This window comes from Shewanella sp. 553, from assembly GCF_059338375.1.
The window spans coordinates 2,116,258-2,131,541 of the sequence record NZ_CM181701.1; the positions used below are offsets into that span (position 1 = coordinate 2,116,258).

Sequence of the window (15,284 nt, forward strand, 5' to 3'; positions counted from 1 at the left end):
ATGTTTGAGATCGTCATCGCCATTATATTATTAGGATTACTCGCGCTATTTTTTGGCGCACTACTAGGATTTGCCGCCGAAAAGTTTAAGGTCGAAGGCAACCCCGTGGTCGAGCAAGCCGAAGCCTTATTACCACAAACTCAATGTGGCCAATGTGGCTACCCTGGTTGTCGCCCCTACGCCGAAGCCATTGCCAATGGCGAAAAAATTAACAAATGCCCACCTGGTGGTACTGCCACCATGGAAAAGCTCGCCGAGTTAATGGGCGTAGAACCTGAACCCTTGACCGCCACCGCCGAAACCCAAATCAAAAAAGTGGCCTACATTCGCGAAGAAGAGTGTATTGGTTGCACTAAATGTATTCAGGCCTGTCCTGTCGATGCCATTTTAGGTACCGGCAAGCAGATGCACACAGTCATTGCAGATTACTGCACTGGCTGCGATCTGTGCGTTGAACCTTGCCCCGTCGACTGCATCGACATGTTGCCCGTGACCCCAAGCATTCAAAATTGGAATTGGAAACTTAACGCCATTCCCGTCACCACCATTAGCGAGGAAGCCAAGTGTTAACTTTATTTGAACAAATTGATAAAGGAACACTGTGGCGCGTGGCGGGAGGAATTCACCCGCCTGAGTTTAAAACCTTATCAAATCAAGCTAATATCGCCAGTTTACCTTTGGCTGAGCAATATATCATCCCGATCCCTCAGGTGGGCGAAAGCTGCACCTTGGCGGTTGGCGTCGGCGATACGGTGGCCCAAGGGCAACGGCTCACCCAGGGAGACAGCTTTCGTCATCTGCCTGTACACGCACCAGTATCGGGCCAGATTGCGGCTATCGAAACGCGCCCAAGCAACCACGCCTCGGGCTTGCCTGTGTTGTGCTGTATCATAGATAACGATCATCAGCAGCGGCTTTTTCCTGCTATCCATGCGCCATTAAGCCAAGATGACGTTAAAGCGATGGCCAGTGATGAGATTCTCACCAGAGTCCAACGGGCAGGCGTTGCCGGACTTGGCGGCGCGGCGTTTCCAACCCACATCAAATTAAAACCGGTCAGTGATATTGAGCTATTGATCATCAATGGTGTCGAATGTGAACCCTACATCACCTCCGATGATCGTTTGATGCGCGAACATAGCACCGAGATTGTCCGCGGCATTGAGATTATTCATCAGTTACTAAGCCCCAAACGTATCGTCATCGCCATCGAGGACAACAAACCTCAAGCCATTGAGCAGATGACACATGCCCTCAACAACAGCGACTTACCAGCCCAGTGCGCGCGGGTCACCGCCATACCCACGGTATATCCTTCTGGCGGTGAAAAACAACTGATCCAAATCATTACCGGTCAAGAGGTGCCATCGGGTGCCATTCCAGCCAACTTAGGGATTTTGGTGCAAAATGTCGGCACCGCCTTTAGCATTGAGCAAGCCGTCTATTGTAACGCGCCGCTGATAGAGCGAGTGGTTACCTTAACGGGTAATAATATCGGCCAACCGGGTAATTATTGGGTGCCAATTGGCACGCCCATCGAACACCTATTACATTGCGCTCAATTTAAGGGGGATGATCACTCCCCGATTATTATTGGCGGCCCGATGATGGGTTACATGTTGCCCAATCGACAAGCGCCACTGCTTAAAGGCACAAACTGTATACTGGCCCCCGATAGCAATGAAATCGCTCCGCCGGCTCCAGAGATGCCATGCATTCGCTGCGGCGAGTGTGCCCAAGCCTGCCCTGCGGGTTTGTTACCCCAGCAGCTGTTTTGGCATGCCAAAGCCGAAGAATACGATAAAGCGGCCAGCTATAACCTTAGAGATTGCATCGAATGTGGTTGCTGCAGTTATGTCTGCCCAAGTGACATTCCCTTGGTGGAATATTACCGGGTCGCTAAATCGGCACTGCGAGTTGAAGCCGAAGAGAAGAAACAAGCAGAGCTGGCCAAACAGCGTTTCGATTCGCGTATGCTGCGCTTAGAACAAGAAAAACGCGCCCGTGAAGAAAAAGCCAAACAAGCGGCACAAAAACGTAAAGCCGCCATGTCTGGCACAGATAAAGATGCCGTCGCCGCGGCAATGGCACGGATAAAAGCCAAAAAGGCGGCTGAAACTGCCACTACAGCTGCGCCCACATCCAACACTGAGGGCAGTGCAAATGCAAGCAACACGGCGACCCAAGATAAAGTAGCCGCCGCTATTGCCCGCGCCAAAGCAAAAAAGGCCGCTCAACTGGCGCAAAGCAGCGATGCGCATCAACAAGCTGAGCCAAACGATGTAAATGTCAACAACGCTCCATCAGCGGCGCCATTGAGTGAGGCCGAGGCCAAGAAGGCCAAAATCGCTGCGGCGGTCGCTAAAGCCAAGGCAAAAAAAGCTGCCCAGCTGGCGCAAAGCAGCGATAAAAATGAGCAAGCTAACACCAATGATGCAGACACCAGCGTCGCTCCATCAGCGGCGCCAGTAAGTGAGGCTGAGGCCAAAAAGGCCAAAATCGCTGCCGCGGTCGCTAAAGCCAAGGCAAAAAAAGTTGCCCAGCTGGCGCAAAGCAGCGAGGCCCCATCATCAACGCCAGTAAGTGGTACAAGTGAAGCTGACCAGCAAGATAAAGCCGCTGATAGTATTGATGCTAATAGTATTGAGCTATCGGCAGCAGAGATTAAGCAACAACGTATTGCCGCCGCAGTGGCAAAAGCAAAGGCCAAAAAACTGGTCAAGGCCGCTAGTGCAGCTCAAGATGATGAGCACGAGGATTAATCATGGCTTTTAAGATGGCATCTTCGCCCCATATAAATACGAGTGCACAAACCAGCACATTAATGCTCAAGGTCATGGCCTGTGCACTACCCGGTGTGCTGGCTCAATGTTACTTCTTCGGCTGGGGCGCGATTATCCAAGTGCTACTGTCTATCGCCGTTGCGATGGCCACTGAAGCGGCGGTTTTATCGTTACGTAAGCGCCCAGTTTGGCCAACATTAAGTGATAATAGCGCCGCACTTACGGGGTTATTGGTCGGCGTGGCCATTCCTGCGCTTGCCCCTTGGTGGATTAGTGTCATTGGTGTGATATTTGCCATTTTAGTGGTTAAACACCTCTATGGTGGCTTAGGTAACAATATCTTTAATCCGGCGATGGCAGCTTATGTCATGCTGCTGATCTCCTTTCCCTTACAGATGACTACCTGGGTGGCGCCAGCAGGCGCAGCGCTCAACGATGTCAGCTTATTGGCAAGCTTGCAGATTATTTTTCAAGGGATAAGCCCTGCAGAAGTATTAGCCTATCGCGCCGGTTTTGACGGCATGAGTATGGCGACCCCGCTCGATGCGATTAAAACCTCGCTTTCAACGGGACTGACCATCAATGAGGCACTGGAAAAGCCTACCTTTGAAAACGGCTTTGGCATTGGCTGGGTATGGATTAATGTCGCCTATCTGTTTGGCGGTTTATGTATGCTTAAACTTAAGCTGATCCGCTGGCATATTAGCGGCGCTATTATCGGCAGCTTATTTGTCTGCGCCAGTATCGGCTATCTATTAAGCCCCGACACTCATACGGGCCCATTACTGCATCTATTTTCTGGCGCGACCATGATTGCAGCCTTTTTTATCGCCACCGATCCGGTTACTGCGGCAACCAGCGTTAAAGGGCGCTTACTATTTGGTGCATTAATCGGGGTATTGGTTTACAGCATTCGCAGCTTTGGGGGGTATCCTGATGCATTCGCCTTTGCTGTATTGTTAGCCAATCTGTGTGCGCCGTTTATCGACTATTATGTGAAGCCTCGCGCCTATGGCCATCGAGCAAGCCGTTAAGTCATGCTCAGGAGAGTAAATTGAAACGTTCTATTGTTAAAAATGGCAGTTTATTGGGGTTATTTGCACTGCTGTGCACCGCCTTAGTTGCCATGGTTAATCTGTTTACTGCCGATCGTATTAAGCAGCAACAAGATCTGCAATTAATGCGTACTCTGCATCAGATCATTCCCGATGAGATACATGACAACGCCTTAATTGAACATTGTATTTTAATCCATGACGCTGCCGCGCTTGGCGTGGATGAACCTTTACCCGCTTATATCGCCAGCCAACAAGGTACACCTGTGGCCATCGCCATCGAGACCGTCGCACCGGATGGTTATAATGGCCAAATCAAATTGATTGTCGCCATAGATGTGCAAGGTAAGGTGCTCGGCGTGCGCACCCTAGCCCATAATGAAACTCCTGGGCTGGGTGATAAAATTGAGTTGCGTAAATCAGATTGGGTCTACCTGTTTAATCAGCAGCAGCTGAACGATGACAATGATAAGCTGTGGGCCGTTAAAAAAGACGGCGGACAATTTGACCAATTTACTGGCGCAACAATCACCCCCAGAGCCTATGTCGGCGCGGTAAAACGTACCCTGCAGTATTTTAATGCTAACCAAGCACAACTGCTTAACCGCCCAGCTAATTGTGAGGTTTCCTATGAGTAATTATCGCGATATTGCCTGGCAAGGCTTATGGAAAAACAATCCAGGACTGGTGCAATTATTGGGCTTATGCCCATTGCTGGCCGTAACCGCTACCCTAACAAACGCCATCGGGTTGGGTTTAGCGACCTTAGTCGTATTGGTTGGCTCCAACATCTTAGTATCGCTAGTGAGAGACTTCGTCCCTAAAGAGATCCGTATTCCGGTATTTGTGATGATTATCGCGGCGCTCGTGACCTGCGTACAACTGCTGATCAACGCTTACGCCTACGGTTTATATCTGTCACTGGGGATCTTTTTGCCGCTGATTGTCACTAACTGCGTGATCATCGGTCGCGCCGAAGCCTTTGCCTCGCGTAATACCGTCAGCAAAGCCGCTTTCGATGGTTTAATGATGGGCCTCGGCTTTACCTTTGTCTTGATGGTGTTAGGGGCGTGCCGTGAAATTTTAGGTCAAGGCACCCTTTTCGATGGCGCTAATCTACTGCTTGGCGACTGGGCGGCCGATCTGACCATCCATTTCTGGCAAGTAGACACCAATTTCTTGCTCGCCATGCTCCCACCGGGGGCATTTATCGCCATGGGCTTTTTAATCGCCGCCAAAAATATCATCGATGACAAGATTGCCGCGCATCGCCCTGCCCCAGAGCCAGAGCAAGCCGTGACCCGAGTTAGAATTACCAAGGTAAGTTAATCGATGAATAACGAAAAACGCCGCCAAATATTAGAGATCCTGCGTAGCAATAATCCTAAGCCGGAGACAGAACTTAACTTTGCATCACCGTTTGAACTCTTGGTTGCCGTCACCTTGTCGGCCCAAGCAACTGATGTGAGTGTTAACAAGGCCACTGATAAACTGTTTCCTGTGGCAAATACTGCCCAAGCCATTTTAGACTTAGGGGTTGATGGCTTAAAACAGTACATTAAAACCATAGGCCTATATAACAATAAGGCCATTAACGTCATCAAAGCCTGCCAAATATTAGTCGAGCAATATGCAGGGGAAGTGCCCGAGAACAGAGAAGCCCTCGAAGCCTTACCTGGTGTGGGCAGAAAAACCGCTAATGTGGTGCTTAATACCGCTTTTGGCTGGCCGACCATTGCGGTGGATACTCACATCTTTCGCGTTGCCAATCGCACTAAATTTGCCATGGGGAAAAATGTCGATCAGGTTGAGCAGAAGATGTTAAAAGTCGTACCAGCTGAATTTAAGGTCGATGTACATCATTGGTTCATCTTACAAGGTCGCTATACCTGCTTGGCCCGTAAGCCTCGCTGTGGCAGCTGTATTATTGAAGAGTTGTGCGAGTTTAAAGACAAAGTCTATCCTGACGAAGACTGAGGCTAGCCCTATCGCAAGCGGCTTTTATGCCCAAGCAGACTCAAGTTATCTGCCAACAAAAAAGCCGCTAATGCGGCTTTTTTTTAGATATCGATAACCTCATCAAATTAAGAGACAGTGCATTTTTACCACACAGTGGCTCTTTGGCTTGTTCAGCGGCGTCATCCATGTCGCTTAGCTTATTCAGCATGAGCGCTTGGGCCTTGACGTAAAAGCTGCTCATTAACCCCTTTCATTGAAACAACACACCAGTTATCAATATCAACAGCGGTTTAGAACATTGATACAAAGAATATTGATAGCACCAGAGCGATGGTGACAGCTAAGCCTAAGGCCATTTTTAATTCGCTAGACATGATTAAACTCCTTTAAGTACGTTAAGTCATTATGCGGCTAAAGCAGATTTGCACCAAAGTATTTACTGAATTCTGTGACCTCAGTCATAGGCGCTATAGTGGCAATATGACAGGAGGCCTGTGCACCTTTCTAGTCATGCTTTAGTAATGCCACAGTTACTATTAAAGTGATTGGCTACTGATTCAGGTGGTGAGTAGTAGGCTACTATTATTGAGCCTAATCCTATGTTTAAACAGACTTTAGCGACCTTTTAGGCAGAGATGACCACTGACCTTAATTAGGGGTATAATGGCCGCCATCTTAAACCAGAATAAGAGGTCTTCATGGCACAACTTCTTCACACTATGCTTAGAGTTGGCAATCTCGAACGCAGCATCCATTTTTATACTGAAATCCTTGGCATGAAACTGCTTAGACAATCTGAAAACCCAGAATACCGTTATACCCTCGCCTTTGTCGGATTTGACGACGAAAGCACAGGTGCCGCAGTGGTAGAGTTGACCTATAACTGGGATACCGATAGCTATGATCTAGGCACAGGGTTTGGCCACCTTGCCATTGGCGAAGCCGATATCTACAGTCGCTGTGCTGCAATTGAAGCCGCCGGAGGTAAAGTGACCCGTCAACCCGGCCCTGTTGCCGGTGGTAGTACTGAAATTGCCTTCGTTGAAGATCCAGACGGCTATAAAATTGAATTTATTCAACTTAACTCGGCGCAACAAGGCCTAGGTTAAAACGTTAGCTGACTTAAATAACGTTTTCTGACGCTAACGGCTATCGCCAAGTCAGCTATGTTAAAGCAGCAAGTTAAGCATAAAAAAAGCGCCCTAAGGCGCTTTTTTATTTTAGCTCTTGATACTCAGCAATGCATCGCTGAATACCTCAAGCTAATTATCGATTAAAACTTGAACGTCACACCAGCAAAGTACTGACGACCTACCGTGTCATAGACTTCAGGTACCGTACCGCCGTCACTGCCGTTAGACACACGTGATGGCTCTTCATCGGTCAAGTTCTTCACACCAGCGCTCATGGTCCACGCGTCGTTTAGGAAGTAAGTTGCCGACAAGTTGTGATACAGAATCGCATCCACTTTATTGCCTTCGGCTAAATCTTCCATTTCACCGATATAACGGTTGAAGTACATTAGGTTCCAACTATCTTGACCAGCCTTAATACTGAAGTTATTACGCACTTCTGCATAGGCACCGAAGTTACCGTCGATAGTGTCGGTATAGTCAATACCGTCTTGCTCGAAGTTAAGCAAGTAAGTGGTATCGTTAACAATCGCCCAATCTAATCCTAAACCTTCAAAGTTGTAGGCTAGGTTAAAGTCGATACCGCTAGTGTCTTGAGTACCCACGTTAGTTAGCGAGTTAGTTAAGTTATCTAGATCGCCATTCGGACCGATGTTAAAGGTTTCGCATGCGCTCTGATCGCCAGCAAAACAGTCTTTAAGGCCAGCTTGTGTGTCTAAACGCGCAATCGCGTTATCCACTTTAAAGCGCCAGTAATCAAGCGTTAACGACATGCCTTCAACATAGCTTGGTGAATATACTAAACCGGCAGTATAAGAGTCAGACTCTTCTGGCTGTAAGTTTTCATCTGATGTACGGTTAACCAAAATCTGAGGATCTAGTGCATTGCCCCAAGGATCATCAAGATAATCGTACGAACCTGAGTTACCGCCGTATAACTCGCTTACACTTGGTGCACGGAAACCGGTTGCAGCCACTGCGCGGAGCATTAAATCATCAGTTGCTTCATAGGTCAGGCCTATTTTCCACGTTGATGCATTACCAAAAGTCGAATACTCGTCAAAACGCAGTGCAAATTCACCAGTTAACTTCTCAGTGAAAGGTACGCTCACCTCTTGATAGACAGAGATAACGTTATAATCGCCATCGGTAGGATCTTGCTGCGCTGAGGTACTTTCACCCGCAACTACGATTGGGTCTGGATTATAGTAACCACTTTCGCTGCGATATTCTGCGCCGATGGCAAAGCCAACAGCACCTGCATCAAGCTCAAACAGTTCACCGTTTAGACCTGCAGATAATACATGTTGCTCGTTACCACCATCTGCTTGTTCGCTGTAGCTTACGCTATTAAGCAAATCGGCATCGGTAACAGGCTGCCCTGTGAACCATGCATCTTGATTGGCGTAGATGGCATTAGTCATCAAGGCGCCATTGATTGAGTTTTCAACCGATGTGCTAGCCTTGTTCTTACCATAGGTGTAGGACAAGTCCCAGTTCATGCCAGTATGCACATCCAGTGCACCTTCAACACCAATTGACGCACGCAAAGTATCAGTATCTTGCTTATAGATACGTGGACCGACGTCATTCATACGTTTTCTATAATTAACAAGGCCTTTATCATCGGCCACAATACCAGCACTGGCCATATCGGCATCGATATCGATACACTCGAGCGTGTTTTGACCCGGCACACAGACATCTAGCATTAGATTGGCTGGTTGCGGCGCCAACTGTTGGCTGGACTTACGCTTGGTGTATAACACGTCAGCGTTAAAGATAATATCGTCGCTCAACTCTTGTGTCATGTTGGCAAACAAGCTGTAACGTTCACTCGGCGTTTGATAGTAGCTATCTTGGGTATAATCATAACCCCAATCACGCTCTACCCAGTTACCATTTTCATCTTTGATCAAACCGCCTAATGAACCATTTGGCAAAAATGAACTCGCGCCAGGCGTAGTCCAATCACGATCAGACTGGATCACACCACGACGGTCAGAATAAGCAGCACCAATGGTGTAATTACCTTTATCTGTGTTGAAACCGTATAGCGCACTGATATCGCCGTTTTCACCATCACCTTTATCGGTAGCACCACCGTTTAGGTCGATTTGGAAACCTTCGAAATCTTTCTTAGTGATGATGTTCACCACACCAGCAATAGCATCAGAGCCATAAACTGCTGAAGCACCATCTTTTAATATTTCAACACGGGCGATCATAGCAACAGGGATAGAGTTCAAATCCACTGCACTATCGGCACCAGAACCCGAGTTAACCATGCGGCGGCCATTTAGCAGTACTAGCGTACGCTGTGAACCCATACCACGAAGATCAACCTGAGCGATACCGTCAGCACCGTTATTGGTGCTAGAGCCCACTGCGGCGCCCGCCATAGACGTTTGTGCTTGTAGCATCTGGTCTACCGAAGTAAAACCTTCTGCTTTAATTGAGGCCGCGTCGATAACGGTAACAGGAGAAGCCGTTTCCATGTCTTTACGTTGAATACGTGAACCAGTAACGGCAATACGCTCAAACGATGCGCTTTCTTCTGCAGCAATGGCATTGCTTGAGGCAATAAAACCACTGGTAGAGACTGAAGCAATTAATCCCAACTTAATTGCAGATGCTAATTTTGTTCTTATCATGTAACGATAACTCCCTTGCCTTCATTATTATTGCACGCTGTTAACTATTAATATTTATTCAGCGTTGGGCCTGATACTGTCTCGTCACTTAACACACGTCAACAACCACAATTTTTAACCATTGATAATAAAAAGTTAATAAACATAGTAGTAGCTATAACAATTAAGCGCGTTAATTAAGCGCAACTATAGATTAATGTCGTGATTTGAGGTTTTTTGTTTATAAAATAGCTACCGATCACGTTTTTAAAGCCAAGAATCACATACATACAAGCAACAACGTAAATACCAAAAAATGTGACACGAATCACGCTTTACCGGTTATTATGACGCTTCCCGCCTAAACTGACGTTAAAAAAGACAGTGTTAATTAATTAACAATTAGCAGGTTTGGTATTAATAATGTGATGCTTACCATCGCGTATATGTTTAAATTGAGCGCCAAATACCATGGCGGTTAACGCATTAATCAATAGCCTTTAGTTAGAGAATACTGTCATTATTTACCTATTTACTCTATTTGTTGCCCTATTTAATGTTGACGCCGAGAAGCACTCGTCTAATTTACAAACTAAAAGCATCGCATTTAACAAAGGCGATACAATTAGAGGGGGAAGGTTGGATTATTGCTTTGCAGACTGAAATTTCGATCGATTGTTAATTAATTAACAATCCAAGTGGTGGGGATCATTCATGCACAAATAGTGAATAGCCAGTAGATCAAGATTAGCGAGTAATGCTACAACCTAAGCATGATAACGCTGTCAACTCGCGCTAGATAAAGCACAAGCAAACGCACATAAAAACGCAGCGCGGCCCATTTAATATAAACGAATCGCGCTGTCGTTAAGTAAAGCTGATAAGTCTGAGATTCGGTTAATCAGGCTTAATCAAATTGAAATGTTGATAGGCACGTGGCGTAGCAATACGCCCTCTTGGGGTGCGTTGTATAAAGCCTTGTTGGATTAAAAACGGTTCGAGTACATCTTCGATAGTCTCTCGCTCCTCACCAATCGCAGCGGCTAAATTGTCTAAGCCAACGGGCCCCCCATAAATTTATCGATGATCGCCAGTAACAGTTTACGATCCATATAATCGAACCCTTCAACATCGACATCGAGCATATCCAGTGCACTTTCGGCTACATATTTAGTGATCTCGCCATCGTGTTTTACCTCGGCGTAATCCCTTACCCGGCGCAATAAACGGTTGGCGATACGCGGTGTACCGCGAGCGCGACGCGCCACTTCAAGAGCGCCATCATCCTCAATTGGTAAGCCGAGTACCTTAGCTGAGCGGGTCACAATGCTACTGAGATCGGCAACATTATAGAACTCTAAACGCAGTGGGATACCAAAACGCGCGCGCAGTGGCGAGGTTAATGCGCCCGCTCGTGTGGTTGCGCCGATCAAGGTAAAGGGCGGTAACTCCAGTTTAATCGATCGCGCCGCAGGTCCCTCACCTATCATGATATCGAGCTGATAATCTTCCATTGCCGGATACAAGATCTCTTCCACCACAGGACTGAGGCGATGGATCTCGTCGATAAACAGCACATCGCCCTCTTCAAGGTTGGTTAACAACGCGGCTAAATCGCCTGCTTTTTCCAGTACTGGGCCTGAAGTGGACTTAATATTGACCCCCATCTCATTAGCCACAATCATGGCTAAGGTGGTTTTACCCAGACCTGGCGGGCCATAAATCAACATGTGATCCAGCGCTTCGCCGCGTTTCTGCGCGGCTTCAATAAACACTTTAAGCTGCGCGCGGGTATCATCTTGACCTGTATACTCATCGAGTAACTTAGGTCGCATCGCTCTGTCTATCTGCTCATCACGTTCCTCAATACCTTGAGGTTGCGCCTGAATTAATCGATCGGCTTCTATCATTTTTTTCTCACTTAACAGGCTATAACATCGACTTTAACGCGGCTTTGATCAAGGTTTCTGAGTCCATATCTTCTTGATACACCCCAGAGACAGCCTTACTCGCTTGTGCGGGTTTATAACCTAACGACAATAATGCCGCGATGGCATCTTCTTCGGCTGAATTGACCTGTGGCTTAGCTGAGTAGTTTGATTGCAAGACAAATTCACGCTCAGAGCCTTGTGAAGCTTCCATTAGGCTCTTCAGTTTATCGCGCATCTCGACTAATAAACGTTCGGCGGTTTTCTTGCCGACGCCCGGCAACTTAACTAAGGTCGCAATATCATCGTGTTCAACGCATTTAACAAACTCACTGGCAGTCATACCTGAGAGAATCGTTAATGCTAATTTCGGCCCCACCCCATTGGTTTTAATCAATAAACGAAATAATGCACGTTCTTGTTTGGTGACAAAACCGTACAAGAGCTGCGCATCCTCACGCACCACAAAATGGGTGTAAATCACCGCTTCTTGGTTTAAGTCGGGTAACTCATAAAAACTGGTCAGTGGTAGCTGTAATTCATAGCCCACACCGCTAACATCGAGCAAGACTTCCGGCGCTTGTTTCTCTACTAATAAACCCCGTAAACGACCAATCATCTGTATCTTCCGTATGTTCTGCTACTGGCTTTACCGCCCATGGCGATCAGGCTCTGATAGGTATGAAAATGGCATACTGCAACGCCTAAAGCATCAGCCGCATCGGCTTGGGGCGCTGCTGGTAAGGTTAATATTTGCTGGATCATGTGTTGTACTTGAGACTTTTGCGCCCGTCCAGTCCCCACCACGGCATTTTTTATCTGGGTGGCTGAATATTCAGCTACCGGTAAATTGGCATTGGTGGCGGCCACTATCGCCGCGCCGCGCGCCTGTCCCAGCTTTAAGGCTGAGTCGGCATTCTTTGCCATAAAAACCCGTTCAATGGCGAATTCGTCGGGTTGATATTGACGAATAATTTCGCTAATGCCATCAAAAATAATTTTTAAACGAGAGGGTAAATCATCGGCTTGGGTGCGAATGCAACCACTGCCAAGGTAAATTTGGTGTCTTCCCTGACACTGGATAACGCCATAACCTGTGATCCGCGATCCTGGGTCAACACCTAAAATGATGGGCATGGCATTACTCTAAGGCCTGTAAGATATCATCGGCAATCTCTGCGTTATGATACACCTCTTGTACATCGTCATGATCTTCAAGATTATCAATAAGTCGTAGAAACTTAGGGGCGGTATCGGCATCCAATTCCGCTTTGGTCGACGGTACCATGGTCACTTCAGCATTCACAGCTTCAAGGCCTGCTGCATCTAACGCATCTTTAACCGCGCCAAAATCTTCAGGAGTGGTGTACACATCAATCGAGCCATCATCATGGGTCACCACATCATCGGCGCCGGCATCGAGCGCCGCGTCCATAATGGTGTCTTCATCACAGCCTGTATCAAAGGAGATCACGCCGCGCTTTTCAAACAGATAAGCGACAGAACCGTCGGTGCCTAAGTTACCACCCGATTTACTAAAGGCATTACGTACGCCTGATACGGTGCGGTTACGATTGTCGGTCATGGTCTCAACCATCACCGCAGTGCCGCCTGGCCCATAGCCTTCGTACATAATGGTTTCTAATACTTGACCATCGAGTTCACCAGCGCCGCGCTTAATAGCACGCTCTACTGTATCACGAGTCATGTTGTTGGATAAGGCTTTATCGATAGCGGCGCGCAAACGTGGGTTAGAATCGGGGTCTGAGCCCCCTTCGCGGGCGGCGACGGTTAATTCGCGAATGAATTTAGTGAATAATTTACCGCGTTTGGCATCTTGCGCTGCTTTACGGTGCTTGATGTTGGCCCATTTACTGTGACCGGCCATAACTGACTCCTTATTTCGAAACGTTCTCGAAAAAGCCGAGCTTTCGCTCGGCTATGTTTATCTTGTTATTCTGCGTCTTGCTTGGCTTCAGGTTTAGCTTCAACCACTGAGATGCCTAGCTCATCGAGCTGAACCGGGTTGGCAAAGCCTGGGGCATTAGTTAGCGGACAGGCCGCCGTGGTGGTTTTAGGGAACGCCATGACATCACGAATCGACGTGGCGCCAGTCATCAACATCACGATACGGTCAAGGCCGAAGGCTAAGCCTGCATGTGGTGGCGTGCCGTACTTTAACGCCTCGAGTAAGAAGCCAAATTTCTCTTGGGCTTCCTCATCATTAATGCCCAAAATGCGGAATACCGCTGACTGCATTTCACTGTTGTGAATACGCACTGAACCACCACCGAGCTCACAACCGTTGAGCACCATATCGTATGCATCAGAGATAGCTGCCGTTGGATTAGCTTCAAGCTCTGCGGGGCTGATGCCACTTGGCGCAGTGAATGGGTGATGCATGGCATGTAAACCGCCATCCGATGTGCGCTCAAACATTGGGAAGTCCACAACCCACAGCGGTTTCCACTCACCTTGCAGCAAGTTGAAATCTTCACCCACTTTCAGACGTAGTGCCCCCATTGCCTCGGCAACGATATTCGCTTTATCGGCACCAAATAAGATTAAGTCGCCATTAGCTGCATTGGTGCGACTTAAAATAGCGTTAACCACCTCTTCGCTAAGGAACTTAAGCACGGGAGATTGAATCCCTTCAAGCCCTTTTTCTAGCTCATTGACCTTCATCCAGGCTAGCCCTTTGGCACCATAGATGTTGACATATTTGCCATATTCATCAAGTTGCTTACGCGACAGCGAAGCGCCACTAGGCACGCACAATACGGCGACGCGACCATCAACATCGTTAGCAGGTTCTTGGAATACCTTAAAGTCGACGTCTTTAACTAAGTCTGCTACGTCAATTAATTCAAGCGGGTTACGCAGATCTGGCTTATCAGATCCGAAACGACGCATCGCTTCTGCAAAGGTCATCTTAGGGAATTCGCCTAAGTCGACATTCAGTAACTCTTTAAACAGACCGCGAACCATCTCTTCAGTCTTGTCCATCACCTGTGCTGATGACATAAACGAGGTTTCGATATCGATTTGGGTGAATTCAGGTTGACGGTCGGCGCGTAAGTCTTCGTCACGGAAACACTTAACAATTTGATAGTATCGATCGAAACCTGACATCATCAACAACTGTTTAAACAGTTGTGGCGACTGTGGCAAGGCAAAGAATTGGCCTTTATAAGTGCGGCTTGGCACTAAATAATCGCGCGCGCCTTCCGGTGTCGCCTTGGTCAAAATAGGCGTTTCAATGTCAAGGAAACCATTGCCATCGAGGAAACGACGCACGGCACTGGTTACCTTTGAGCGAAATACAATACGCTCCGCCATTTCTGGGCGACGTAAATCTAAGTAGCGATACTTAAGACGCTGCTCTTCGGTGTTATGCTGGTTTTTGTCCATGTTGATGGGCAGTGGCGCAGCGCTGTTAAGAATACGCAACTCTTTACCCAAAATTTCAATTTCGCCAGTACGCATCTGGTCATTGACTTGGCTTGTAGGACGAGCACGCACAAGCCCTTTAACTTGTACACAGAACTCACCGCGCAAAGTACTGGCAATATCAAACACTTCAGGCAAGTCTGGATCATACACAACCTGAACAATACCCTCACGATCGCGGAGATCTAGAAAAACAACACCACCTAAATCACGGCTACGATTAACCCAACCGACAAGAGTGACTTCTTCTCCAACATGAGACCCGTTGACGTCTCCACAATAATGACTGCGCATCTAACCCTTTCCTTTCATCCACAAAGCGGTGCTTGAGGAATATTCAATA

General features: G+C 47.5%; 13 protein-coding genes and 1 pseudogene. 7 read left to right on the plus strand and 7 right to left on the minus strand.

Annotated features, from left to right (window positions below; all coding sequences use genetic code 11):
- From rsxB to nth, 6 genes are read left to right on the plus strand one after another with little or no spacing between them, the layout of a single operon-like run.
- Complete coding sequence (gene rsxB, locus AC5YBZ_RS09575) at positions 1-570, plus strand: electron transport complex subunit RsxB (protein WP_494519016.1); 570 nt, start codon at positions 1-3, stop codon at positions 568-570.
- Positions 564-2,762, plus strand: coding sequence for an electron transport complex subunit RsxC (gene rsxC / locus AC5YBZ_RS09580; RefSeq protein ID WP_494519015.1), 2,199 nt, complete (start codon positions 564-566; stop codon positions 2,760-2,762). Before rsxB ends, rsxC begins: the two co-directional genes overlap by 7 nt.
- 2 nt (positions 2,763-2,764) lie before the next feature.
- Complete coding sequence (gene rsxD, locus AC5YBZ_RS09585) at positions 2,765-3,817, plus strand: electron transport complex subunit RsxD (protein WP_475514081.1); 1,053 nt, start codon at positions 2,765-2,767, stop codon at positions 3,815-3,817.
- Between the two features lie 20 nt (positions 3,818-3,837).
- Positions 3,838-4,476, plus strand: a complete 639-nt coding sequence (gene rsxG, locus AC5YBZ_RS09590) for an electron transport complex subunit RsxG (RefSeq protein WP_475514082.1) — start codon at positions 3,838-3,840, stop codon at positions 4,474-4,476.
- Positions 4,469-5,167, plus strand: coding sequence for an electron transport complex subunit E (locus AC5YBZ_RS09595; RefSeq protein WP_494519014.1), 699 nt, complete (start codon positions 4,469-4,471; stop codon positions 5,165-5,167). Before rsxG ends, AC5YBZ_RS09595 begins: the two co-directional genes overlap by 8 nt.
- Positions 5,168-5,170: 3 nt before the next feature.
- Complete coding sequence (nth, locus tag AC5YBZ_RS09600) at positions 5,171-5,815, plus strand: endonuclease III (RefSeq protein ID WP_494519013.1); 645 nt, start codon at positions 5,171-5,173, stop codon at positions 5,813-5,815.
- 67 nt (positions 5,816-5,882) lie between these two features.
- Here the strand turns inward: nth and AC5YBZ_RS09605 are convergent, their stop codons facing one another.
- Positions 5,883-6,038 carry a hypothetical protein gene (locus AC5YBZ_RS09605; protein ID WP_494519012.1) on the minus strand — a complete coding sequence of 52 codons (156 nt, stop codon included), beginning with the start codon at positions 6,036-6,038 and terminating at the stop codon, positions 5,883-5,885.
- A gap of 457 nt (positions 6,039-6,495) precedes the next feature.
- Here AC5YBZ_RS09605 and gloA point away from each other — a divergent pair, with 457 nt between their 5' ends.
- Positions 6,496-6,906 (plus strand): lactoylglutathione lyase, encoded by a 411-nt coding sequence (gene gloA / locus AC5YBZ_RS09610; RefSeq protein WP_475514085.1) that lies wholly within the window; start codon positions 6,496-6,498, stop codon positions 6,904-6,906.
- A 164-nt stretch (positions 6,907-7,070) separates the two neighbouring features.
- Here gloA and AC5YBZ_RS09615 read toward each other — a convergent pair whose 3' ends face one another.
- From AC5YBZ_RS09615 to aspS, 6 genes and pseudogenes are all read right to left on the minus strand, one after another.
- On the minus strand, positions 7,071-9,584 hold the full coding sequence (locus tag AC5YBZ_RS09615; protein ID WP_494519011.1) for a TonB-dependent receptor plug domain-containing protein: 2,514 nt from the start codon (positions 9,582-9,584) through the stop codon (positions 7,071-7,073).
- 876 nt (positions 9,585-10,460) lie between these two features.
- A pseudogene (ruvB, locus tag AC5YBZ_RS09620) lies at positions 10,461-11,473 on the minus strand (Holliday junction branch migration DNA helicase RuvB).
- Positions 11,474-11,492: 19 nt separating this feature from the next.
- Positions 11,493-12,110 carry a Holliday junction branch migration protein RuvA gene (gene ruvA, locus AC5YBZ_RS09625; protein WP_494519010.1) on the minus strand — a complete coding sequence of 206 codons (618 nt, stop codon included), beginning with the start codon at positions 12,108-12,110 and terminating at the stop codon, positions 11,493-11,495.
- On the minus strand, positions 12,107-12,628 hold the full coding sequence (ruvC, locus tag AC5YBZ_RS09630) for a crossover junction endodeoxyribonuclease RuvC (RefSeq protein WP_110457740.1): 522 nt from the start codon (positions 12,626-12,628) through the stop codon (positions 12,107-12,109). Before ruvC ends, ruvA begins: the two co-directional genes overlap by 4 nt.
- Before the next feature lie 4 nt (positions 12,629-12,632).
- Positions 12,633-13,379 (minus strand): YebC/PmpR family DNA-binding transcriptional regulator, encoded by a 747-nt coding sequence (locus AC5YBZ_RS09635; protein ID WP_475514088.1) that lies wholly within the window; start codon positions 13,377-13,379, stop codon positions 12,633-12,635.
- A gap of 65 nt (positions 13,380-13,444) precedes the next feature.
- Positions 13,445-15,235 (minus strand): aspartate--tRNA ligase, encoded by a 1,791-nt coding sequence (aspS, locus tag AC5YBZ_RS09640; RefSeq protein WP_494542853.1) that lies wholly within the window; start codon positions 15,233-15,235, stop codon positions 13,445-13,447.
- Positions 15,236-15,284: the final 49 nt, after the last annotated feature.